The sequence below is a fragment of the Pseudophaeobacter leonis genome (assembly GCF_002087335.1).
Taxonomy (GTDB): Bacteria; Pseudomonadota; Alphaproteobacteria; order Rhodobacterales; family Rhodobacteraceae; genus Pseudophaeobacter; species Pseudophaeobacter leonis.
In genome coordinates this window covers 44,647-68,591 of the sequence record NZ_MWVJ01000054.1, presented here as the reverse complement: position 1 = coordinate 68,591, position 23,945 = coordinate 44,647, and the positions used below count along the sequence as shown (strand labels likewise).

Sequence of the window (23,945 nt, the reverse complement as noted above, 5' to 3'; positions counted from 1 at the left end):
GTGCGCAACAAGGATGTCGGCCCCGCCGGAGATTCATTGCGCGGTATCGTCACCACCATTCGCGGCTTTTCTGTCTCGGAACTCGACGTGCGCCGCAAGCCCAGCTTTTGGGAACGCCTGTTGGGCCGTGCCGCACCCTTTGCCAAATTCACCGCCCGGTTTGAGACCATTCAGGGCCAGATTGACCAAATCACCGATAATCTCCTCAGCCACGAGCACACGCTCTGAGAAGATATCAAATCGCTCGACCTGCTCTATGAAAAGACGCTGAACTTCTACGACGAGCTGGCGCTTTATATCGCCGCCGGCACCGCCAAGCTGGCAGACCTGGACGCCAAGGACGTTCCGGCACTTGAGGCCGCTGTGACCGCTGCCGCCGAAGCCGACCAGGTGATGCGCGCGCAAGAGCTGCGTGACCTGCGCGCTGCGCGCGATGATCTGGAACGCCGGGTGCATGATCTGAAGCTTACCCGCCAGGTGACCATGCAATCGCTGCCTTCGATCCGTCTGGTGCAGGAAAATGACAAGAGCCTGGTCACCAAGATCAACTCGACGCTGGTCAACACCGTGCCTCTCTGGGAGACGCAGCTGGCACAGGCGGTCACCATCCAGCGCTCCTCTGAGGCGGCGGCAGCCGTGCGCGAGGCCAATGATCTCACCAATGAGCTCTTGACCTCCAATGCCGCAAACCTGCGCCAGAGCAACAAGGTGATCCGAGAAGAGATGGAGCGCGGCGTCTTTGACATCGAGGCGGTAAACAGGCCAATGCGGATCTGGTCGGCACCATTCAGGAAAGCCTGCAGATTGCCGACGAAGGCAAGGCGCGGCGCGCGGCAGCCGAGGCCGAGCTGAAAAAGATGGAAAGCGAATTGCGCGATACCCTGGCCTCTGCCAAGGCCCGGCGGGACGGGATTGGCGACACGGCCGGCACCGCCGTTCCGGGCTGAAGGATGGGGACTGGTTTGGCAGTCAGGCGCGCGGCAAGGTCCGGTGTGACGTCAAGGTCAGGCGTAAAGTCAAAGTCTGGCGTGACGTCAAGGTCCAGTGAGGCTGTGGCCGCAAGGCCCACCTGTGTGGCGGCAACCCTTGGGTTTGCCGCACTGGCAGTTTTGTCCGCCTGCGTCCCAAGCACACAACAGGTCTCTCTGGTGCCGGAATCCCGCCCTGACGTCATTCCGGCGACCTACAGGCCGCCCTCAGTCGAGAGTGCCGAGCTGCGCAATTACTACCGCGTGTTGCAGCAGGATCTGTTGACGCGCGGCCTGTTGCGCACCGATGGAGGTGGTCCGGAAACGCCTTTTGACGCTGATTGATCTCGCGGCTCATTTTGAAGAGATCGCCTTTTACAACGAATACGCCGGGCGCAGCGGCAGTGGCCTGACGGGCGGGCTCAGCCGCTGGTCCGGGGCCGGTGAAACTTGTGGCTGATTTTGGCCCTTCCGTGCCCGAAAGCCAGCGACAGCGCGACGCGGGCGTTCTGAGCGCCTATGGCGCACGCCTGTCGCGCATTACCGGCCACAGCGTCAGCACCACACAAAAGCGGGGCAATTTTCACGTAATTTTTGCCAGTGCGGATGACCGCGCCTTTGTGGCTGAAAAGGTGCGTGAACTGCTCCCGAACCTGAGCGCCAGCGACCTGCAGCTTTTTGTTAATCCACCGCGCACCCACTATTGTTTTGTCCTCGCCGGTGGCCCGCAGGGCGCGCCCTTTGACTATATTCGCGGTGTTGCCCTGATCCGGGCCGAACATCCGGATCTGGTGCGCGACAGCTGCATCCACGAAGAGGTGGCCCAAGGCATGGGGCTGTTGAACGACACGCCACGGGCGCGGCCTTCTATTTTTAACGACGATGACGAATTTGCATTTTTGACCACCCACGACGAGTTGTTGCTGAAAATGCTGTATGATCCGCGGCTTCGCACCGGCATGAGCGCCGACGAGGCACGGCCGATCATTCGCATCCTCGCCCGCGAAGCAATGGGGCAGCCGCTGTAGCGGCGCTCGCAAACTCTGACCCTAGACGACCAGAAAAAAGGACCTGAGATATGGGAATATTCGACTTTCTCAAAGGCGAATTCATCGATGTCATCCACTGGACCGATGACAGCCGCGACACCATGGTCTGGCGGTTTGAGCGCGAGGCCCATGAGATCAAATACGGCGCCAAGCTGACCGTTCGCGAAGGTCAGGCGGCGGTCTTTGTGCATGAGGGCCAGCTGGCCGATGTCTTCACCCCGGGGCTCTATATGCTAGAGACCAACAACATGCCGGTGATGACAACGCTGCAGCATTGGGACCACGGGTTTCAGTCGCCGTTCAAATCCGAGATCTACTACGTCAACACCACCCGTTTCAACAATCTGAAATGGGGCACCAAGAACCCGATCATCTGCGGCGACCCCGAGTTTGGCCCGGTGCGGCTGCGCGCCTTTGGCAGCTATTCGATCCGGGTTGCGGACGCGGCCCGGTTCCTGACCGAGATCGTCTGCACCGATGGTGAATTCACCATGGATGAGATCTCGTTCCAGATCCGCAATATCATCGTGCAGGAGTTCTCCCGTGCGGTGGCAGGTTCGGGCATTCCGGTGCTTGATATGGCCGCTAATACGGCAGATCTGGGCAAGCTGGTTGCCGCTGAAATTGCGCCGACGCTGGCCGAATACGGACTGATGATACCCGAGCTCTATATTGAGAACATATCACTGCCCCCAGCGGTGGAGCAGGCAATGGACAAGCGCACCCAAATGGGCATCGTGGGCGATCTGGGCCGCTATACCCAGTTTGCCGCCGCCGAGGCGATGGAGGCTGCGGCAACAACCCCCAACAGCGGCATGGGTGCAGGCCTTGGCATGGGCATGGGAATGGCCATGGCGCAACAGATGCAGCCACAGGCAGCGGGGCATCAGCCTGGTCCCTGGGGTGCGCGCCCCGCGCCCGCTGCAGCCGCAAGTGCGGCGCATGTGGCACCGCAGCAGGCCGCCCCCATTGCCCCGCCTCCGCCACCGGTGGAACACGTCTGGCACACCGCCGAAAACGGCACCACCTCTGGCCCGTTTTCAAAGGCTCGTCTGGGGCGGATGGCGCAGGAGGGCGGCCTGACCCGCGACACCCATGTCTGGACCCCCGGTCAGGACGGCTGGATGCGGGCCGGTGATGTAACCGAACTGGCGCAGCTCTTCACCATCCTGCCCCCCCCTCCGCCGCCTGCAGCCTGAGCCCTACGATCATACGGATCGTTATGACGGGGGGAGCGGCCAGGCTAAGCTGCTCCTCTCACCTTGGTGTTAATGCATTCCATGAAGCAGGAGCGCACCGGAAAGCTCAGCGTGAAAAATCTCCCCGCCATGGCTGGAACTCTTGCCGGTGAGGGTGAGCGTGGCCTGTGAGCGAACCTTTCCTCTCAGCGAGCAAACAGTGGCGACAACCCGTCATGACCCTGCTATAAACCGGCGTATTCCCTGGCCAATTTTCGGAAAAATTTGTGACTGACCTACCGCCTCCCGCTCCCTCGACCTCGGCTCAAACCGCGCCCGAAGCTCCAAAGGTGACCAATCGGTTTCCCTGTGAGCAATGCGGCGCGGACTATCGGTTTGACCCCAAAAACGGCAGTCTGACATGCAGCCATTGCGGGCACAGCCAGACAGTTCAGGAAAAATCCGGGCACGGCGGCCCGCTGCGCGAACTGGATTTCAAAGCGGCACTGGCCGAGCGGTTGCCAGAAGCAGAGATGGAGGTGACGCGGGTCTCGACCTGTCCCAACTGCGCCGCTCAGGTGGAGTTCTCCAAATGAGACCCACGCACTGGAATGCCCTTTTTGCGCCGCGCCAGGGGTTGCCGATACTGGCGAGAGCCGCCACATCAAACCCAAAGGTGTGGTGCCTTTTGAGCTGGAAGAACGCGCCGCCCAAAAAGCGATGAGCGACTGGCTGGGCAAGCTCTGGTTCGCCCCAAATGGGCTGCAGGCCTATGCCCGCAAGGGACGCCGCATGGAGGGGATCTATGTGCCCTTTTGGACCTATGACGCCGAGAGCCAGAGCCGCTATTCTGGCGCGCGTGGCACCACCTACTATGTATCAGAGACCGTTATGGTCGACGGCAAACGCGAGACCCGGCAGGTTGCAAAAATCCGCTGGACCCCTGTTTCGGGCCGGGTGCGGCGGTTCTTTGATGACGTGCTGGTCCTGGCTTCAAAAAGCCTGCCAAAACGCTATACAGATGCGCTCGAGCCCTGGGATCTTTCGGCCCTGCCCCCTATCAGCCACAGTTTCTTGCCGGGTTTCGCGCCGAAGCCTATGCCGTGGATCTGGAACAAGGGTTCCATGAGGCCCGCGCGCATATGGATCGGGTGATTGAACGCGACGTGCGCTTTGATATCGGCGGCGACCGCCAGCGTATTTCGAACATCGACACCAATCTGTCGGATGTCACCTTTAAGCACGTGCTGCTGCCCGTCTGGATGGCCGCCTACAAATATCGCGGCAAAACCTATCGTTTTGTCGTCAATGGCCAAAGCGGCCGGGTACAGGGGGAGCGCCCCTACTCTGCCTGGAAAATCGCGGCGGCCGTGAGCCTCGGCCTCGTGCTGCTCGCCGTGGCTGCCTACTTTGGATCGCAAACCTAGCCCCCCTTGCCCCATATCAAAGCGCCGCGCCTTTGCTGAGGCAGGCCTCTTGTTTGACAGGATCCCATCCCATGACCGCGAATACGCCCTCACTGCCTGATCTGCAGGCCCTGTTTGCCGCCCGCCACAGTTGCCGTGCCTTTTTGCCCGATGCCGTGCCACGGCCGGTGATCGAGGATATTCTCACCTGCGCCCAAAAGGTTCCCTCCTGGTGCAATGCCCAGCCCTGGAAGCTGACGATCACCAGCGGCCAGGAGACGGATCACCTGCGTCAGGCGCTGATGCAGGCGGTGCTAAAAGGCGGCCACGAGCCCGACCTTGCCTTTCCGCAGGCTTATGAGAATGAATACAAATCCCGGCGGCGTGACTGTGGCTGGGCCCTGTATGAGGCGGTCGGGGTGGCCAAGGGAGATCGCGCCGCCCCAGCCAAACAAATGATGGAGAATTTTTCGCTGTTTGGCGCTCCTCATTGTGCGGTGCTGTCAACGCCGGTGGAGCTGGGCGGCTATGGTGCGATGGATTGTGGCGGCTTTGTTGCTGGCTTTACCCTTGCGGCGCAGGCAGCCGGGGTTGCGAGCATTGCGCAGGCCGCCGTCGCCTCCTATGCGCCGCTGCTGCATGAGCTGTTGCAGATCCCGCAGGACCGCCAGATCCTCTGCGCGATCTCCTTTGGCTACAGCGATAGCGATCATCCCGCCAATGGGTTTCGCACCAAACGTGCGCCGCTGGCTGAGTATACCGAGTGGCGCGACTAATCCTGCCACGAGACAACACCGGGCCCAGATAACGCCTGTACCCTGACAACATCGGCCTACAGCCCAAAAAGGACGCACTCCATGCGCGCTGTCATTCAAAGAGTTTCTGAGGCCTCAGTCACCGTCGACCAGGAGGTCATCGGTGACATCAAGGCGGGTTTGCTGGTGTCATCTTTGCGATGCAGGGGGACGACGAGGCGCAGGCGGACTACCTTGTCAAAAAGATCGCGAAACTGCGTATTTTTTCCGATGATGCGGGCAAAATGAACCTCTCGGTCAGCGATATTGGCGGCGCTGTTCTGGTGGTCAGCCAGTTCACGCTTGCCGCTGAAACCCATCGTGGCAACCGGCCCGGGTTTTCCACCGCCGCGCCCCCGGCACAGGGCAAAGAGCTCTATGAGTATTTTGCCCAGCAGCTTGTGCGCCTTGGCCTGCCTGTCGCCCTTGGCTCTTTTGGCGCGGATATGAAGGTGAGGCTACTGAATGACGGGCCCATCACCATTTGGATGGACAGCGCGGAGCGCTGAAATCAGGAAGAAATCTGCCCGCCCGAGCGCAGATTTCCCCGCCGGGAATTGCCGATTGAGGCCGGGCCCCAGGTGCAAATTCCGCGCGCAAAAGACTGCCGGGGATTCTCTCGCAGCTCCTGCTCAGCGCCTCGTCGTCGCTGCCGCACAGGCCAAAAGCTGGCAATTTAGCCAAAGTGATGCTTCGTCAGGCGCATTTTCTTGCCTCACGGGCAACTCCACCCAAAAAGCCGGTTTACGCCACAAAAGCGGCATGACACCTTAAGAAGGCGACACCAATCACACATCGCGGCTTTTCGGAAATTTCTCTGCAAGGGGAGATATCTTATTAAAGCTTGCGAGGTCGCGGCAAATGCGCAAATCTTGCTGCATCATACAAGAAATAGCTACCAAAACTGCAAATGCGCTTGCAGGCAGCAAAAAAACTACTGGGAGACTTCCATGAACGATCATCTTCATTTTCTGGCGCGTCATGCGGCAGCAGGCAAACTGAGCCGTCGCGACTTTATGGCAAAGGCCGCCGCTCTGGGGTTTACCGCCGCCGCTGCCAGCACGCTGCTGACGTCTGAAGCCCGCGCAGCCGGCCCGCAAAAAGGCGGCACCATCCGTATGGGTCTGCAGGGTGGCAGCACCACCGACAGCCTTGATCCGGCCCTGTCCACCAACCAGGTCACCCTGATGCTGATCCGCCTGTGGGGCGAGCCCCTGGTTGAGCTGAACGACGACGGCGGTCTCGACGGCAAAGTCGCTGAACAGCTATGAAGCCTCGGCAGACGCCAAGGTCTGGACCTTCAAGATCCGCAGCGGCCTCACCTTCTCCAACGGTAAATCCGTCACCGCAGAGGACGTTGCAAAAACGCTTGAGCGTCACTCGGGCGAAGACACCAAATCCGGTGCTCTGGGCATCATGCGCAGCATTCAGAACATTTCCACCGATGGCGACAATGTCATCATTGAACTGGATTCACCGAATGCTGACCTTCCCTATCTGTTGACTGACTATCACCTGGTCATCCAGCCTGGTGGCGGCATGGACGACCCGGCCGCAGCAATCGGCACCGGCCCCTACATCATCAAAGATGTGGACATGGGCGTGCGCATCGTCGCCGAAAAGAACCCCAACTACTGGGGCGACACAGGCCATGCCGAAACTATTGAGCTGATTGTTATCAACGACAACACAGCCCGTGTTGCAGCGCTGCAGTCCGGTCAGGTTGACATGATCGACCGGGTGCCACCGCGCACCGCAAAGCTGGTTGACCGCGCCCCTAACATCAAGGTGCACTCGACCGCTGGTCCCGGCCACTATGTGTTCATCATGCACGCCAACACGGCACCGTTTGACAACAAAGACGTGCGCATGGCGCTGAAGTACGGCATCAACCGTCAGGAAATGGTCGACAAGGTTCTCAACGGCTATGGCACGATCGGCAACGACAGCCCGATCAACTCGTCCGACCCAATGTTCACCGCGGTTGAGCAGCGTGAGTTTGACCCTGAGAAGGCGATGCATCACCTGAAAAAATCGGGTCACGAGGGCGAAATCCTGCTGCGCACCTCCGACAACTCCTTCCCCGGTGCACCAGATGCCTCGGCGCTGTTCCAGCAGTCCTGTGCCAGCGCGGGTATCAACCTGAACGTCAAGCGTGAGCCCAACGATGGCTACTGGTCCGAGGTCTGGAACAAGCAGCCCTTCTGCACCAGCTACTGGGGTGGTCGTCCAACCCAGGACCAGATGTACACCACGGCCTATCTGTCGACGGCTGACTGGAACGACACCCGGTTCAACAACGAACAGTTCGACCAGCTGCTGCTGGCGGCCCGTGCCGAGCTGGACACCGCCAAGCGGACGCAGATGTATGCGGACATGGGCGAAATCCAGCGCGACGAAGGCGGCCTGATCTGCCCGATGTTCAACGACTTTGTTGATGCGACCTCGGATCGTCTGGATGGCTGGGTTGACAATGCAAAAGGCTTTGCATTGATGAACAGCTACTCGCCTGTGAAAATGTGGGTAAAGGCATAAGATGCCGCTCATTGCAAAATTGTTGGCCCAACGCATCGCGTTGGGCCTCATCCTGCTGTTCCTCGTCTCGGGTCTGATCTTTGTCGGCACCATGATCCTGCCCGGCGATGTGGCTCAATCCATCCTTGGCCAGTCTGCCACCCCTGAGGCCCTGGCAAACCTGCGCGCTGAACTGGGGCTGATGACCCGCCGCTGCAGCGCTATTTTGACTGGCTTGGTGGTGCTATGACCGGCGATCTGGGCACGGCCCTGACAAGTGGTGCCTACATCACAGCAAGCATCACCAAACGCCTGTCCAACACGCTGTTTCTCGCCGTCTGGGCCGCGATCATTGCGGTGCCGCTGGCCATTTTCCTCGGCCTTCTGGCCGTTCGGTTCAAGGACCGCTGGCCGGATAAGCTGATCTCGGCTGTGACCCTGGCCTCTATCTCTATTCCCGAATTCCTCATCGGCTATGTGCTGATGTATCTGATCGCGGTGAAACTGCGCTGGTTCCCGTCGGTGGCGATGATCAACGACGGCATGTCCCTCGGCGAAAAGCTGAGCGCAATTGCCCTGCCTGTGACAGTGCTGACGCTGGTGGTTCTGGCCCATATGATGCGCATGACCCGCGCCGCCATCCTGAACGTGATGCAGTCGGCCTATATCGAGACGGCTGAACTGAAAGGCCTCAATGGTTTTCAGGTGATCTTTCGCCATGCCTTTCCCAATGCGATTGCGCCCATCGTCAATGTGGTGATGCTGAACCTCGCCTATCTGGTGGTTGGTGTCGTGGTGATCGAAGTGGTCTTTGTCTACCCTGGCATGGGGCAATATCTCGTCGATCACGTCTCTAAACGGGATGTGCCGGTGGTGCAGGCCTGTGGTTTGATCTTTGCCGCTGTTTATATCGGCCTCAATATGATCGCCGATATCGTCGCAATCCTGTCAAACCCACGCCTGAGGCATCCGAAATGAAGAACATTCCCATTTCCGCTCTGATCGGGCTGTTCTTCACGGCCCTCTACTTTCTGGCAGCGATCTTTGCGCCGCTGATCTCTCCCTATGGTATGGCCGAAATCGTCGGTGACGTCTGGGAGCCTGCCTCGGCGCAGTTCCTGCTGGGCACCGACAACATCGGCCGCGACCTGCTGAGCCGGATGATCTATGGTGGCCGCACCACCATCTTTATCGCCACAGCCGCGACGATTATTTCCTTCACTCTGGGCTCTGTTCTCGGCTTTTTCGCTGCGGTTGCAGGGGGCTGGGTTGATCAGGTGCTGTCGCGCTTTGTTGATCTGGTGATGTCGATCCCAACGCTGATTTTTGCCCTTGTGGTGCTCTCGGTGATGCCGGTGACGGTTCCTGTGCTGATCTTTGTCATGGGTCTGCTGGATTCGACCCGTGTCTACCGTCTGGCCCGTGCCGTTGCCGTTGACATCGAGGTGATGGACTATGTTGAGGCCGCACGTCTGCGCGGCGAAAAGACCGCCTGGATCATTTTCCGTGAGATCCTGCCCAATGCCCTGTCGCCTCTGGTGGCTGAGATGGGTCTGCGCTTTATCTTTATGGTGCTCTTTGTCTCGACGCTGTCGTTCCTTGGCCTTGGCATCCAGCCCCCTGAGGCAGACTGGGGTGGCATTGTGAAGGAAAACAAAGACGGCATCGTCTACGGCATTCCGGCCGCCTTGGCGCCTGCCTTTGCCATCGCCACCCTGGCCATCTCGGTCAACCTGGTGGCGGACTGGGTGCTGAACCGGACCACATCACTGAAAGGAGGCCGCGGATGAGCGATCTACAGCTACAAGTACGCGACCTCAAAATCGGTGCAACGGTCTATCCTCCCGGCGAAAAAACCCATGACATCGAGATCGTGCATGGGGTGAGCTTTGACCTTGAAAAGGGCAAGGTTCTGGGGCTGATCGGTGAATCCGGTGCGGGCAAATCCACCATTGGCTTTGCGGCGATGTCCTACGGCCGTGGTGGCGTCAAAATCACCGGTGGTGAGGTCTGGATCAATGGGCGCGACGTGCTGAAATCCGACACCGGCGACATTCGCAAACTGCGCGGTGGCGAGGTGACCTATGTGTCGCAATCCGCCGCGGGCTCGTTTAACCCTGCCAAAAAGATCCTGGATCAGGTTGTTGAGGCGGCTGTTGAACAAAACAAGTTCAGCCGTAAAGACGCCGAAGCCCGGGCACGGGATCTGTTTGAAAAGCTCGGCCTGCCAGATCCGGAAAACATTGGCGACCGCTACCCGCACCAGGTCTCGGGTGGACAGCTGCAGCGCTGTATGACGGCGCTGGCGCTGTGTCCTGAACCCGATCTGGTGGTGTTTGATGAGCCAACAACGGCGCTGGATGTGACCACCCAGATCGACGTGTTGATGGCCATCAAGGCCGCTATCCGCGAAACCGGTGTTGCCGCACTTTATATCACCCACGATCTGGCCGTTGTGGCCCAGGTCAGCGACGATATCATGGTGCTGCGGCACGGCGATATGGTGGAATACGGCCCCGTCGATCAGATCATCAACCACCCACAGGAAGAATACACCCAGGCTCTGGTCTCGGTGCGCTCGATCAATCACGAAGAAAAAGAGCCCAATGGCGAGCCGGTGCTTTGCGTGCGCAACATCACCGCGCGCTACAAGGGCACTCAGTTCGACGTGCTGCACAACGTCAATGTTGAGCTTTACCCCGGCCAGACCCTGGCTGTGGTTGGTGAGTCCGGCTCGGGGAAATCGACCCTGGCCCGTGTCATCACCGGGCTTTTGCCGCCACGCGAAGGTGAGATCGAATTCGCCGGGCGTAACCTCTCGGCAGATCTGGCAGGGCGCTCGCAGGAGGATCTGCGCGAGCTGCAGATGATCTACCACGTGGCGGATGTCGCGATGTACCCGCGCCAGACCGTGGGCACCATCATTGGTCGGCCCCTGGAGTTCTATTTCGAAATGAAAGGCGACGAAAAGCGCAAGCGTATCATCGCATTGCTGGACGAGATCGAACTGGGCGAGGAGTTTATTGACCGCTACCCGGCAGAGCTTTCGGGGGGGCAAAAACAGCGTGTCTGTATTGCCCGTGCGCTGGCGGCCAAACCCAAAATGATCATCTGCGACGAGGTCACCTCGGCGCTGGATCCGCTGGTGGCGGATGGTATCCTCAAGCTCTTGCTGAACCTGCAGAAAATTGAGGATGTGGCCTTCCTTTTCATCACTCATGATCTGGCGACGGTGCGCGCCATCTCGGACACCATCGCGGTGATGTATCAGGGCAAAGTGCAGCGCTATGGCGGCAAAACCAAGGTGCTGAGCCCGCCCTTTGATGACTATACCGACACCTTCTGCTCAGCTCGGTCCCCGAGATGCGTCTGGGCTGGCTGGAAGAGGTGATCGCCAACCGCAAGATGGAGAGTGCCGGCAACTGACGCCGCCTTCGGCCCATATGTGACAGATCAATCCAGGCCCGTGCAGATCGCGCGGGCCTGGCGTCGTTTTGGCCCCTATCGCGCCATGCAGACTTGCAGATCATTTCACTATTGGCCTGCCGCCGCTGAACAGGGTGTCAAAAACGCGAGGTCAGCGTCCTCATGGGCCGTTTTTGAATGGCAATTCAGGTTTTGATGGCAATGATGAGGTCAAACAGCCCCGCGGGCAAAAGGATTCGGATCATGGACAATAAGGTGCTTCTCATCATTCTGGACGGGGTGCCCTGGCGCAATTTCCGCCGTCTCTTTGGCAATCTCGAAGGCTGGGTCGACAGCGGTGACGCCCGCGTCTGGAAACTGCGCGCGGTGCTGCCTTCGATTTCGGCCAGTTGCTATGCCTCGATCCACACCGGCGTCGCCCCGGCGGAACACGGCTGTACCGGCAATGGCAATGTTTTCAAACTGTCGCACAAGGACGTCTTTAGCCAGGTGCGCGAAGGCGGCGGCACCACGGCGGCTGTCGCCCATAGCTTCTGGTCGCAGTTCTTCAACCGCCACCCCTTCGACTATGTGCGCGACATCGAATATGATGAACCCGACAGCAGCAGCATCAACCACGGCCGGTTTCACACCATGACGGGTTATGGTCAGGCCAACCAGATGACGCCGTCGGACGTGGATCTGTTTGGCACCCTGACCAATCTGTGCCTGCGCTTTGGCGTGAACTACGGCATGCTGCACACCTGCACGCTGGACAGTATGGGGCATCGGTTTTTTCACGACTGCCAGGAAATGGACCACGCCTGTTTCGTCATGGATGAGATGCTGGCCCCCTTTATCACCCAGGGGCGCAAGCTGGGCTATGAGGTCATTGTGACGGCCGACCATGGCCAGGATGAGCGCGGCCATCATGGCGGCCGCAGCCCGTTGCAACAAGAAACCGCGCTGTATTATTTTGGCGACGCAGAAGGGCCTGCCGAGGGAGATGTCATTGATCCGCGCCAGCTGGCCCCAACCATCCTCAGCCGCCTCGGCGCGCCGGTTGCCGAGACCATGAAGGCCAAATCCTTTTTTGAAATGATCCTCCCCGGCTGCGGCAGCGCGTGACAAAATGCAGCTGCCGCAGCCTGTCTGGAGGTTTTCATGCCTGTGCGCTGCCTAGCTGCTGCCTGTGCGTTGCCTGTGCCACGATCTTTTGCGAACCAGTCTTTTGCTTTCCGGTCTTTTGCTTTCCGGTCTGGCCGCGGCACCGATTTTGGGCCAGTGATGCCTGTCAGGTCTGATCAGTCATAGGGCCAGATCCCCTGCCCCAGCGCCTCTACTGCCGCCGATATCCGCTCGAAACTATCGCGGGCCCGTGCCACCGAATGACGCGCCCGCAGGTAGCCATGCACCAGCCCCGGCTCGTTTATCCACCAGGCCTTGCCGCCTGCGGCGACGATCTGGTCTCGGTAGTCCCTACTGTCGTCGCGCACCGGGTCGCAGTCAGCCGAGATCAGCACAGTCGGCGGCAACTGAGAAAAATCACTGTCCGGCAGTGGCGCATAGCTGGGGTCTTTCTCGGTAGGCTCAGCGGCGCCGCGTGGTCGGCGTATATCAATATAGAACAGGATCTCATCGCGGGTCAGCATTGGCGCCTGAGCGTGCTCAATATCCGAGCCGGTATCAATATCACCGCCAAAGGCGCCATAGATCAGCACCTGTCCCAAAAGAGCTTCTGAAACAGGTGGCTCAGCACGGGAGGCATGCGCCAGTGCGGCGCACAGATTGGCGCCGGCACTGTCTCCCATCAACACAACGCCTGCGCCATAGGTGGTGATCACCCAGTTGAGCGCGCTCCAGGCATCGTTGAACATGGCCGGGTGCTGGTGCTCCGGCGCCAACCGATAGTCGACCGCCACCACCCGATAGCCGGTTTGCACACAGATTTCGGCGAAGACATCATCGTGGCTGTCCAGATCGCCAACCACAAAGCCGCCGCCATGACAAAACAACACCGTGCGACTGGGATCGCCTGCGGTATAGACCCGCACCGGCACCCCATTGGCCTGCAAGTCCTCGCAGCCCACCAAATCCGGGCGGGGCGCGCGAAACGCGCGGGCCATTTCGTTGTAGACGGCGCGTTGTCCCGCAATGTCGAGGGCAACCGCATCCTCCGGGTAGCATTCCCCGGTTTTGCGAATGAAGGCCCAGGTTTCTTCGTCGATCAGCCGTTCATAGTCCATTCCCGGACCCCCCTTGCGATACGTCCCGGCGCCAGCCTAGGCCAGAGAGTCGGGTCAAGGGAATGGGCAATAGTCAAAAAATGGCGCACCCATTGCCGGGCACGCCATTGATCTCTTAAACGCCCTGATCACATCAAAGCGGTGGCTGCAAAATTCAGGCTCAGCTTAGCTGACAGCAGCCTCGGCGGGCATATGCTCCCAGGGGCGGACAAAGCCACCAAGGACGACTGAGATATCCTCATCCTTGGCCCCATTGGCCACAACCTGCGCCACCAATCCCCGTTTCTTGTCATCAATCACGGCCTCAACCCGTGCCGGAGACGCCGCTTTAAGCAGGGCCTCGTTGTAAACCCGGGTAATCGCATGTTTGCGCAGATCAGGTTTAAAGACTTTGCCGACGGCGGTTTTTGGCAGCTCATCCAGCACAGTAAGGTGCTTGGGGATCGCGGCGCGCTCGTGCACATGGATGCGGCAGTATTCCAGCAGCTCTTCTGCCGTCACAGTAGCGCTGCCAACCAGTTCGACAAAGGCACAGGGCAGCTCGCCGGAATGCACATCGGGCTGGCCGATCGCACCCGCAAAGGCAACCGCCTCGTGGCCCAGCAGCGCCTCTTCGATTTCAGCCGGGTCGATATTATGGCCGCCGCGAATGATCAGATCCTTGGCGCGCCCGGTAATCCACAGGTAGCTGTCCGCATCAAACCGTCCCAGATCGCCGGTGCGCAGATACTCATCCTTGTAGTAGAGATCGACGTTCTTGGCGGCCTCGGTATAGGTGTTGCCAGCATAGACGCCCGGGTTAGAGATACAGATCTCGCCAACCTCATCCACGCCACATTCCACCAAACCATCGGCCGTGCCTTTGACGATCTTCACATCCGTATAGGGAAAGGTGATCCCGATCGAGCCGATCTTCTTTTCGCCGTCAACCGGGTTACACGAGACCAGGCAGGTGGCTTCGGTCAGACCATAGCCTTCGATGATATTGATGCCAGTGGCGTCCTGAAACCGGCGGTAGAGCTCAATCGGCAGCGGCGCAGAGCCGGAAAAGGCGGTTTTCACGGTAGAGATATCCGCATCCACCGGGCGCTGCATTTTGGCCGAGATCGCCGTGGGCACGGTGATAATAAAGGTGATCTTCCAGCGTTCGATCAGTTTCCAGAAATTATCAAACACGCCGTCACCGCGATAGCCCTGCGGCGTCGGGAAGACCACATGCGCGCCAGAAGACAGCGAGGCCATAACAATCACATGACAGGCAAACACGTGGAAAAGCGGCAGAGGACACATGATATTGTCCTCTTCGGTGTAAAGCAGCGTGCTGCCAATCCAGCCATTATAGATCAGGCCAGAGTATTTGTGCTGCGCCACCTTCGGCATGCCGGTGGTGCCACCGGTATGGAAGTAACAGGCGACACGGTCAGTGGTACTGTCCGCAAAGGTGAGCGTGGTTGGTTGTTTTAACATCTCGCGGCGGAAGGATTTGTAATCCGCATGCGCAACCTTGTCTTTGTTTTCCAGTTTCGGGCGGACCAGCGGCACGATCCAGGATTTTGGCGGCGTCAGATAGCGGTTCAGATCCACCTCAAGCACCGTGTTGACGCTGGGCGCATGGCGAACCGCCTCGACAACCTTTTGCGCAACATCGGTCTTTGGGAAGGGTTTCAGTGTCACCACAACCTTGGCCTTGGTCTCGCGCAGAATAGAGGCAATCTGTTCCGGCTCCAAAAGCGGGTTGATCGGGTTCACGATCCCCGCAACGGCACCGGCCAGCATGGTCACCAGGGTCTCGTTACAGTTGGGCAGCACATAGGCCACCACGTCCTTTTCGCCGATGCCCAGTTCGCGCAGCATATTGGCAGCCTGCGTGACCTGATCCTTCAGCTGGCGCCAGGTCAGGGTTTCCGCCTTATCGGTGGGACCCGAAAAGATCTGATAGCTAACGGCATTGTTGTCAGGAAACTTGCCTGCTGTGCGCGATAACAGCTGGTAAAGCGTCACCGGGTTATCCCGCTCCTCCCAGCTGGCTTCCTTCTCCATCGCGATGCAGTCTTCTATCGTGGCAAATGCCATTGCTATCCTCCCCTGGCCCCGACCCTAGCCGGAGCATTTCCTCTTTACACTCAATCTGAGTGCAAAAAGCGGATCGTGCAAGCGAATGGACAGGATCACGTCAAGGCAAGGGCGCAATATGACGTGGCGACACAAGCGGACAGCCAGGGCTGACACCTGTTTTTGCGCTGTTTTGCGACCGCCCAACAAGGCGGCCGCATGCATTCACGGTGTTATTCTGCCGCTAGCCCGTCGGTAAACTGCAGCCGGGCCAGCCGCGCATACAGCCCGCCTTCGGCAACCAGCGCGTCATGGGTGCCCGTTGCAACCACCCGTCCCTCTTCCATCACCACGATCCGGTCGGCCTTTTTGACCGTCGCCAGACGATGCGCCACAATCAGGGCCGTGCGGCTCTGGCTCAGCTCATCCACCGCCGCCTGCACCAGACGTTCGCTTTCGGCATCCAGCGCTGAGGTGGCCTCGTCCAGCAGCAAGACCGGCGCGTCGCGCAGGATGGCGCGGGCAATGGCGATGCGTTGCTTCTGCCCGCCCGACAGCATCACGCCGCGTTCTCCGACAAAGCTGTCATAACCTTCGGGCAATGCCGAGCTAAAATCATGGGCAGCAGCGGCAGCGGCAGCAGCTTCGACCTCGGCGTCCGAGGCACCGGGGCGACCAAAGCGAATGTTTTCGCGCGCGGATGTGGCAAAGATCACCGGATCCTGCGGCACCATGGCAAGGTGCTGGCGAAAATCACTCCGCTGCAAATCCGTCAGCGCCACACCATCCAGCAGGATGGCACCCGCGTCAGGGTCATAAAACCGCTGGATCATCTGAATAATGGTGGTCTGGCCCGCGCCCGAGGGGCCAACAAAGGCCACTGTCTCACCGGGCTGTACGGTCAGGTTGACCGCATCCAGCGCCTGCACGCCGGGCCGTGACGGATAGGCAAAGGAGACCGCGTCAAACCTGATCTCACCGCGCACCGGCGTTGGCAGCGACTTGGCCGCACGGGGATCTTTTACGGTGTCGGTCGCATTGAGCAACTCGATGATGCGTTCCGTCGCCCCGGCGGCGCGCTGCAACTCGCTCCAGATTTCGGACAGAGCCGCAACAGAGCCCGCAACCAGCACCGCGTAGATCACAAACTGGATCAGGGTGCCTTCGCTCATCAATCCGGCCCGGACGTCATTGGCGCCCATCCACAGCACGCCGACGATGCCTGAGAACACCAGAAAGATAACAATAACCGTCAGATAGGCCCGCGTTTGAATGCGCTTGACCGAGACAGCAAAGGCGGTCTCGGTCATTTTGGAAAACTGGGCCCGGCTGGCGGTCTCATGGGTAAAGGCCTGCACCGTCTGCACCGCGCCAAGCGCTTCGCCGGCATTGCCCGATGAGGCGGCGATCCAGTCCTGATTTTCCCGGCTGATGCCACGCAGGCGCCGCCCCAGAACCATGATCGGCACAATGACAGCCGGCACGATCAACAGCACCAACCCTGTAAGTTTGGCCGAGGTCAGCAACATCAGGACCATGCCGCCGGCAAAAATCAGCAGGTTGCGCAGGGCGATAGACACCGATGAGCCCAGAACCGATTGGATCAGCGTGGTATCCGTGGTGATCCGGCTCAGCACCTCGCCGGTCATGATTTTTTCAAAGAATGCCGGGCTCATGCCGATGACACGATCAAACACCGCTTTGCGGATATCCGAAACCACCCGCTCGCCCAAACGGGTCACCAGCGCGTAGCGCAGCCCGGTTCCTGCCGCCAGCAAGGCTGCAATCACCAGAGCCGCCATGAAATACTGGTTGAGCAAGGCGCTCTCTGAAATGCGGAAATTATCCACCACCCGTCGCACGGCCAAAGGCAGGGTCAGCGACAGCCCAGCCGTCAGTATCAGCGCGCAGATGGCTGCAAACATCAGCAGACGGTAGGGGCGCAAGAAAGGCCAGAGGGCGCCGAGCACACCAATTTCACGAGAGCTTTCGCGTTCGTCTTGCGTTGTCGGAGCAGCCTGATTTCGCGCCATACCGGATCCTTTTGACAGTTATCCCTACATGGGCCTGGTGCCCTGCGGTCCAGAAAGGTTCATGGCCCACCAGCTCCGCAGGTCAAGCAGCTCTCGCCACCAGTTCTGGAACAAACCCATGCACAAGGCCTGACAAGGCTCCTCCCCGGTCAAAAAGACGCAACCCAGTGGTCCGATAGCAGTTGCGCGGGCTCACCCCTTTGGACGCAGCCCAGGCCCCTCCCGGCTAAGGAAGGAGCTTTTAAAAAAGTGAGGACGGGCCAAAGGGCAAGGACGCGCCAAAAGGCGCGGTCGGGGAAAGGCGCGCTCTGGTTAGGTCCTTTCAGGAGGATAGGCGCTTGACCATATCGGAAACCATACGCTTGTCGCCCTCATCCAGGCCAACCCACAGGCCAAGCACATCGCTGACATCACCCGTTTCCTCTGGGTAGATGACGTCAAACGCCTTCAGCACATCCCCGACAGCCAGCTTCTTTTCAGTAGAAATGCCTTTGGGGAGATCCGCATCGCTATTGGACAGCTCTGCCGCCTCAAAACCGCAGGTCAGAATTCCGGGCAAGGCGGACCCGGAGCTGATTTGGCGGACAAAACGACCGAGCCGTGCATCTCTTGGCACCCCGCGGTGCATTTCCGCGCTCATCATTTCTGCCCGCATCACCAGCAAAGCAACCGCGTTGCGATCAAGCCCTTCGGTGAGACCAGCCCAGAAATCCACGCTCAACCCCGTGGCATCGCCTGCGAGCTCTAGGAGGTTGCGCACGTCTCCAGATAGCGCTGTTTGAGAATTCAAAGCAGGATCTTGAGTTTGGGTGTCATTTTCACGTCTCAAAGAATGCCTGCCTCAAAATAGATATACCCAAAAACTGTTGGACGCTTGATTTTCACATGTCAACTGTTAGAAGAAAAATACACATATGTGAATTTGGAAATCCCCGATGATTGCGACGAAGATCCAGGCCGCCTGCAAGCTGGCCAATCTCAAACTGAAACCAGCCTGCGAGCTGGCAAATATCTCATATGGAACCCTGTACAGTCAGATAAAACACGAACGGCCAATCCCGTTTGACACTGTGCACAAGCTCTCTGTGGTGCTGCAAATCCCGATTGAATTCTTCACAGAAACCGAAAGCGAGATGGCCTCGCAGATCGCGCCGCAAAACAAATGGCAGGCCGCAGAGATCGCCAACGCAGATCGTGCCGCCTGTTCCAGGGCGGGCTTTCATGTGACAACGGACCACATTCTTGACTGGTATCGCCGCGAAGGTGGCCAGCTGCGAAACTGGGAATGGTTTGCCGACCAGGTGGATCTCTACCAGCCCATCAAGGATACGGATGCCATCATGCACCCCATTCGCATCGGCTCCAGAAGCACCACAGCAGAGCGCCTCATGCTGGCTGAGAAAAGCGATTTCTATAAGGTCGTCGGCTCGTTTGGCGAAAAAGTGATCGAGCGCGCCATGCATTCACACAAGATGCTGGACAGTGTGCCCTACTTTGTGTCCGACGAAACGATAGATGTGTTCACCAAAGGACAGCGGGTCACCGGAGGCTACCGCAAGGTCACAATGAGGGTGACCGACCCCGCACAGGGGCCGATCACGGCTATTTTTTCAAAGCTGACCTGGCTCAACACTGTTGAGGATGTGGCTGAAGTGGATCGAGTTGAGGCCTAGGAACATCTGATCATTCGACAGCCCCTCCGGAACCGGTGTGCTCCAGGTTACGGCATTGCGGTATTTTCCGGTGAAACCATAGTCATCCGCCAGACGCCGGTGGCGATACGCAATGATGGTGTACATCCAGTCGAACTCCCATCTGGTCGCGGCCAGGAGCTTGGCGTATTGTGCGAAATCGCTCAGCTGGCGAATGCCGCCCCGTTCACCGGGCGCGACCTCAATGCCGCCAAAGTAGATCAGCCTGCCTTTCAGGTCATCCACCAGAGGCTGCGAGACGTCTGAGACGACACCGCATCTTCCTGCATATCTGGATTCAGCCAGCGACCTGAAATGACTTCCAAAATCCTCGCCTTCCAGGCAAACCAACCGCGCTGAAATGCACGATATGCAGCGGCCTTCTCTCTCCAGGAACAGCCAAAAGCCCCGCCCATCTGCCAGCTCATCCTCATGCACCTCCGACAGGGGATGAACCCGCATCTTGCCGACTTGCTGCAGCCCTTCGTCTCCGCTGCTTTGTTCGCTGCGTGTGGACAGCGTAAGACCCGCCGCTGCCATTCTTTCTTTGATAGCTTTCATGTGAAGCAAAACGTGATCATTGGTCATCTTCAATCCCTTTCTAGGATGTTAGAACGCACATCATTTCGCTGATGTGCACCAAGGATCTTCTCACGTTTATTGCTTGAGGCACGCACAAGCTTGGGGAGAACGCTCTCACAGTCCGGAACTCTGATTGGTGAGGACTCTGTCATATGCTGCCCGCGCTCCGGGCTGGCGCAGGCCTGGCAGCAGGACAACGCGCAAGGCCGCCGGAGCGGTGCTGAGGACAGTTTTGCGCTGATGCTGCCTGCAGGCGTGTCGCCACGCGGCCTGAAAACACCGCAGTATCTGGCGGTGCCCTGTGCGTTTATGGCCAGTTCGGCGCATGGGTTTTGCTGGCAAAAGGTCAGCACGATGGGTGAGCCAAGCGCAGGCATTCTCATCCCTAAGGGCTGCCAGTTATTTTACTGGCAACCGCAACATCATAGATGTGCACGCTTTGCCGTTACACGACCACAAGCGGCCTTTCCCCGGCAAGAACCACCTTGGCATCGGTTTCAAAGACATCACGCAAAAAACCCTCTGAGACGATCTCCTGAGGCGAGCCGGCCGCCACAATCTGTCCCGCTTTCAGCGCAACAATATGGTCGGCGTAGCCCGCCGCATAGTTGATGTCGTGCAGCACAATGACAATTGTGCGCTGTTCTTGCTTGGCCAGTGTCTTCAGGCGCGCCATCAGGCTGCGGGAGGCGGCGATATCCAGATTGTTCAGCGGCTCATCCAGCAACAAATACTCGGTATCCTGCGCCCAGGCCATGGCCGTATAGGCGCGCTGCCTCTGGCCACCTGACAGGGTATCAAGAAACCGGTCCTGGATCTGCTGCAGCTCAAAGCTCTGCAGCACCTGTGCCACCACCTTGCGGTCCTGAGGCCCCAGCCGCCCCCGGCTGTAGGGGTATCGCCCAAAGCCCACCAGATCTTTGACACTGATGCGATGGGTGCTGGTCAAAACCTGCGGCAGGATCGCCAGCAGCTTTGCCAGATCCGCATGGCTGTATTGGCTCAGATCCTTGCCGTTGATCTCGATCCGCCCGGATTGGGCCTTTAACAAGCGCGCGACCAGGGACAGCAGCGTTGATTTCCCCGCCCCGTTAGGACCAACAAGCGCTGTGAGCCCGCCCTGCGGGATGTCAAGGTTCACCCTGTGCAGGATTTCCTGCCCAGCGATCTGGTGGCTGATATCCGTGATGCGGATCATGCGCTGCCCTTTCGCAGTATCAAAAACAAAAAGACCAAACCGCCAAGGCACTCAACCACAACGGCGAGGGGTGTCTCCAGGTGCAAAATGCGCTCAAGCACCATCTGACCACCCACCAGCGTTATGCCGCCAATCAAAATGGCGGCAGGCAGGATATGGCCATGGTGCCAGCTGGGAATGAGACGATAGGTCAGGCTGCTGACCAAAAGCCCCAGAAAGGCCACAGGCCCCACCAGAGCAGTGGACACAGAGACCAGGATGGAAATCAGCACCAGCACCAGCAGCTGGCCGCGATTGGGATCCGCTCCAAGGCTGACCGGCAGCACCACTCCCAGCGCCAGAATATCCAGCCGGTGACGCATCTTCCAGATCACAGCCCAGGTCAGCCCCACCAAAACGGCGCTGACCAGCAACAGATCCGCATCGACCTTGTTGAACCGCGCAAAAGAGACCGATTGCAGAACGGAAAACTCACTGGGATCAATAAGGCGCTGGATCATCTGCACCAGAGATCTGAACAAGGATCCCAAAATAATACCGGTAAGAACCATCCGCATCAGATCACTGCTCTGATCTTTTAGCAGCACAGTGAACAGTGCCACCGAGGCCAGTGTCAGCAAAACCAGATTGATGAGAAAGAGTTCCACCTTGAGAAACTGCGCATAGCCGCTGGCGCCCATCATAAAGATCATCACCGTCAGGATCAAAACGTAGAGCGCATCAAACCCCATGATCGACGGGGTCAAAATGCGGTTATGCGTTATGGTCTGAAACAGAATGGTTGCAGTAGAGATCGCGCCGCCAATCAACACAAGGCTAGCAAGTTTCTGGCCGCGAAACCAAAGAGTAAAGCTCCAGCTGCCCTTGGCGCCAAGGGTCAGGAACAAGACAGAGACAACAATCAGGGCCAAAACCAGCCAGAAAAACCTGCGCCTAAGCATTGCGTGGCCTCGTATAGATCAGCCACAAAAAGGCGATAGAGCCCAGGACGCCAAAAATTGTGCCCACCGGCACCTCAAAGGGGTGGCGCAGCATCCGTGCCAGGATATCGCAGCCCAAAACAAAGACCCCGCCCAGCAGGGCAGTGATTGGCAAAGTTGTGCGCAGGTTGTCTCCCAGCCGGCGGCTGACCAGATTTGGGATAACCAATCCGATAAAGGGCAGCATCCCTACGGCGACCACCGTGAGCGCAGACCCCACCGAGCCGCACAACAGCCCCGCCGCCATGACCTGACGATGCTTGAGCCCCAGACTAAGGCTGATGTCGCGCCCAAGGCCCAAAATGGCAAACTGACCCGCAATGAGATAGCTGATGAAGGCCGCCCCCCCCGCCAGCCACAACAGCTCGTAGCGGCCGCGCATGACGCCCGAGAACTCGCCCAACATCCAGACTTCGACATATTGGATCAGGTCGGCCTGAAAGGCGATAAACACCATAACAGCCCCCAAAATCCCGCCATAGACCAGCCCTACCAGCGGCACCAGCAAGGGCTCTGTTGGCGGCAGTCGCCGCACCAGCGTCAGAAACCCAAGCGTGCCCAGCAGGGCCGTTCCGGCAGCAAGGCTCATCTTTACCGCCAGCTCCGCAGCGGGAAACAGCAACACCGAAAGCAATAGGCCCAAAGCAGCAGCCTGCCCCGTGCCCGCACTGATGGGTTCTACGAACTTGTTGCGCACCAGGATCTGCATGATCTGGCCGCTCCCCGCCATGGAACAGCCGGTCAACAGGGCTGCGGCTGTGCGCGGTAGCCGGCTGACAGCCAGCAGCTGCAGCGCCTCCGGGTCGCGCAAAATCCCGGCCCAAGACAGATCAATGACACCGACAAAAACAGAGACCAGCGACAGGATGAGGATCAGCCCAACAGTGCTCAGCAACCAGAGACGCGGCATGGTCTATCCATTGGCCTCAAAGGCTGCGATCATCTGATCCAGGATATGGGTCATCGACTGAATGCCGCCGCCTGAGACATAGAGCCTTGCAGCATCCAGATAGACCACCTGCCCTCTCTGCCAGGCTGTGGTTTGGCGCACCAGATCATTGTCCAGCGTTGCCTTGGCATCCTCGCCGTTCTGGCCAATGGCCGCCAGCCTGTCGACCACCAGCAAATAGTCTGGATTACTCTCGCGAATAAACTCTGCCGAGATGGCCTCGCCGTGCGCGTTTTCCCCAAGGTTCTTGGACGCCTGAGGCAGCTCTAGCGCCGTGTGCAGCCAACCAAAACGTCCCTGCGCGCCAAAGGCAGACATCTTGGGGCCATTTGTCATGATAATCAGCGCATTACCCTTGCCACGGGCCAGTTTTTTTGCCTGCTCAAGCTTGGCCAAAAACGCCGTTCTTAGCCCTTTTGCCTCAGCCTCTTTGCCAAACAGCGTGCCGTAGTCTTGCAACCGTTCCAGCGCATGCGCGACCAGATCGTCGCTGAGGATTGTCATATCCAGCGTCGGGGCAAAATCCGCAAGGGCCTCAACCTGGGTGGACGAGCGGCCGCCCGCAAGGATCAGATCTGGCGCCAGCGCATTGATGGCCTCGAAATCAGGCTCAAACAGCGAGCCTACGATCTCGGCGCCCTGTGTTGCCTCATCCAGATAGTCAACAAACAGCGTGCTGATGACGCCTGCGGGCTTTACCCCCAGTGCCGCAAGCGTATCCAGCGCGGCCACATCAAACACTGCGACCTTTTCGGGCAGCGCCTCGACGCGTTGCACGCCACGGAAGGTTCGAACATCGACAGGTTCGGCAAAACCGGCAGTGCCACAGAGGGAGCCACAGGCCAGAGCCGTAAAGACGGACAGCGCTTTCAACATTGATTTCTCCATCAAAATTGCATG

Annotated in this window: 14 protein-coding genes and 7 pseudogenes; 12 read left to right on the top strand and 9 right to left on the bottom strand. The window is 59.0% G+C overall.

All coding sequences use genetic code 11. The features are described from left to right. The 11 genes and pseudogenes from B4968_RS13060 to B4968_RS13005 all read left to right on the top strand — a co-directional run. Positions 1–947 (top strand): annotated as a pseudogene (locus B4968_RS13060) (toxic anion resistance protein); the annotation flags it as partial. A gap of 126 nt (positions 948–1,073) precedes the next feature. After that, positions 1,074–1,996: pseudogene (locus tag B4968_RS13055) on the top strand (DUF2927 domain-containing protein). 50 nt (positions 1,997–2,046) lie between these two features. Next, positions 2,047–3,216, top strand: coding sequence for an SPFH domain-containing protein (locus tag B4968_RS13050; protein WP_083099565.1), 1,170 nt, complete (start codon positions 2,047–2,049; stop codon positions 3,214–3,216). Between the two features lie 266 nt (positions 3,217–3,482). Then, positions 3,483–4,622, top strand: a pseudogene (locus tag B4968_RS13045) (TFIIB-type zinc ribbon-containing protein). A 71-nt stretch (positions 4,623–4,693) separates the two neighbouring features. Then, positions 4,694–5,377: a nitroreductase gene (locus B4968_RS13040; RefSeq protein WP_083099562.1), complete on the top strand. Its 684-nt coding sequence runs from the start codon at positions 4,694–4,696 to the stop codon at positions 5,375–5,377. An 81-nt stretch (positions 5,378–5,458) separates the two neighbouring features. Continuing rightward, positions 5,459–5,832 (top strand): annotated as a pseudogene (gene dtd / locus B4968_RS13035) (D-aminoacyl-tRNA deacylase); the annotation flags it as partial. A 513-nt stretch (positions 5,833–6,345) separates the two neighbouring features. Then, positions 6,346–7,930: pseudogene (locus B4968_RS13030) on the top strand (ABC transporter substrate-binding protein). 1 nt (position 7,931) lies between these two features. Beyond that, positions 7,932–8,887: pseudogene (locus B4968_RS13025) on the top strand (ABC transporter permease). Beyond that, positions 8,884–9,699 carry an ABC transporter permease gene (locus B4968_RS13020; RefSeq protein ID WP_083099560.1) on the top strand — a complete coding sequence of 272 codons (816 nt, stop codon included), beginning with the start codon at positions 8,884–8,886 and terminating at the stop codon, positions 9,697–9,699. Before B4968_RS13025 ends, B4968_RS13020 begins: the two are co-directional and overlap by 4 nt. Continuing rightward, positions 9,696–11,335 (top strand): annotated as a pseudogene (locus B4968_RS13015) (ABC transporter ATP-binding protein). Before B4968_RS13020 ends, B4968_RS13015 begins: the two are co-directional and overlap by 4 nt. Positions 11,336–11,578: 243 nt before the next feature. Beyond that, a complete protein-coding gene (locus tag B4968_RS13005; protein WP_083099580.1) occupies positions 11,579–12,442 on the top strand; it encodes an alkaline phosphatase family protein in 864 nt (287 codons plus the stop codon). A 176-nt stretch (positions 12,443–12,618) separates the two neighbouring features. On the opposite strand, the gene B4968_RS12995 is transcribed toward B4968_RS13005, so the two are convergent. The 4 genes from B4968_RS12995 to B4968_RS12980 form a co-directional block, all read right to left on the bottom strand. Continuing rightward, positions 12,619–13,560 carry an alpha/beta hydrolase gene (locus tag B4968_RS12995; protein ID WP_083099554.1) on the bottom strand — a complete coding sequence of 314 codons (942 nt, stop codon included), beginning with the start codon at positions 13,558–13,560 and terminating at the stop codon, positions 12,619–12,621. 165 nt (positions 13,561–13,725) lie between these two features. Then, positions 13,726–15,633 (bottom strand): acyl-CoA synthetase, encoded by a 1,908-nt coding sequence (locus tag B4968_RS12990; protein ID WP_083099553.1) that lies wholly within the window; start codon positions 15,631–15,633, stop codon positions 13,726–13,728. Between the two features lie 212 nt (positions 15,634–15,845). Continuing rightward, on the bottom strand, positions 15,846–17,645 hold the full coding sequence (locus B4968_RS12985; protein WP_083099551.1) for an ABC transporter transmembrane domain-containing protein: 1,800 nt from the start codon (positions 17,643–17,645) through the stop codon (positions 15,846–15,848). 322 nt (positions 17,646–17,967) lie between these two features. Further along, on the bottom strand, positions 17,968–18,405 hold the full coding sequence (locus tag B4968_RS12980; protein ID WP_083099549.1) for a hypothetical protein: 438 nt from the start codon (positions 18,403–18,405) through the stop codon (positions 17,968–17,970). Positions 18,406–18,580: 175 nt separating this feature from the next. Here B4968_RS12980 and B4968_RS12975 point away from each other — a divergent pair, with 175 nt between their 5' ends. Beyond that, complete coding sequence (locus tag B4968_RS12975) at positions 18,581–19,318, top strand: hypothetical protein (protein WP_083099547.1); 738 nt, start codon at positions 18,581–18,583, stop codon at positions 19,316–19,318. Here B4968_RS12975 and B4968_RS12970 read toward each other — a convergent pair. The 5 genes from B4968_RS12970 to B4968_RS12950 all read right to left on the bottom strand — a co-directional run bounded on the left by B4968_RS12970 (position 19,256) and on the right by B4968_RS12950 (position 23,921). Then, positions 19,256–19,924: a hypothetical protein gene (locus B4968_RS12970; protein ID WP_083099545.1), complete on the bottom strand. Its 669-nt coding sequence runs from the start codon at positions 19,922–19,924 to the stop codon at positions 19,256–19,258. The two genes, B4968_RS12975 and B4968_RS12970, sit on opposite strands and share 63 nt — an antisense overlap. A 439-nt stretch (positions 19,925–20,363) precedes the next feature. After that, the gene (locus tag B4968_RS12965) at positions 20,364–21,116 is read right to left on the bottom strand and encodes an iron ABC transporter ATP-binding protein (protein ID WP_083099543.1); all 753 of its coding nucleotides are present in this window, start codon (positions 21,114–21,116) and stop codon (positions 20,364–20,366) included. After that, positions 21,113–22,057: an iron chelate uptake ABC transporter family permease subunit gene (locus B4968_RS12960; protein ID WP_083099542.1), complete on the bottom strand. Its 945-nt coding sequence runs from the start codon at positions 22,055–22,057 to the stop codon at positions 21,113–21,115. The genes B4968_RS12965 and B4968_RS12960 overlap by 4 nt, the downstream gene beginning before the upstream one ends. Next, positions 22,050–23,006 carry an ABC transporter permease gene (locus B4968_RS12955; protein ID WP_083099540.1) on the bottom strand — a complete coding sequence of 319 codons (957 nt, stop codon included), beginning with the start codon at positions 23,004–23,006 and terminating at the stop codon, positions 22,050–22,052. The genes B4968_RS12960 and B4968_RS12955 overlap by 8 nt, the downstream gene beginning before the upstream one ends. A 3-nt stretch (positions 23,007–23,009) precedes the next feature. Next, the gene (locus B4968_RS12950) at positions 23,010–23,921 is read right to left on the bottom strand and encodes a siderophore ABC transporter substrate-binding protein (RefSeq protein WP_083099577.1); all 912 of its coding nucleotides are present in this window, start codon (positions 23,919–23,921) and stop codon (positions 23,010–23,012) included. Positions 23,922–23,945: the final 24 nt, after the last annotated feature.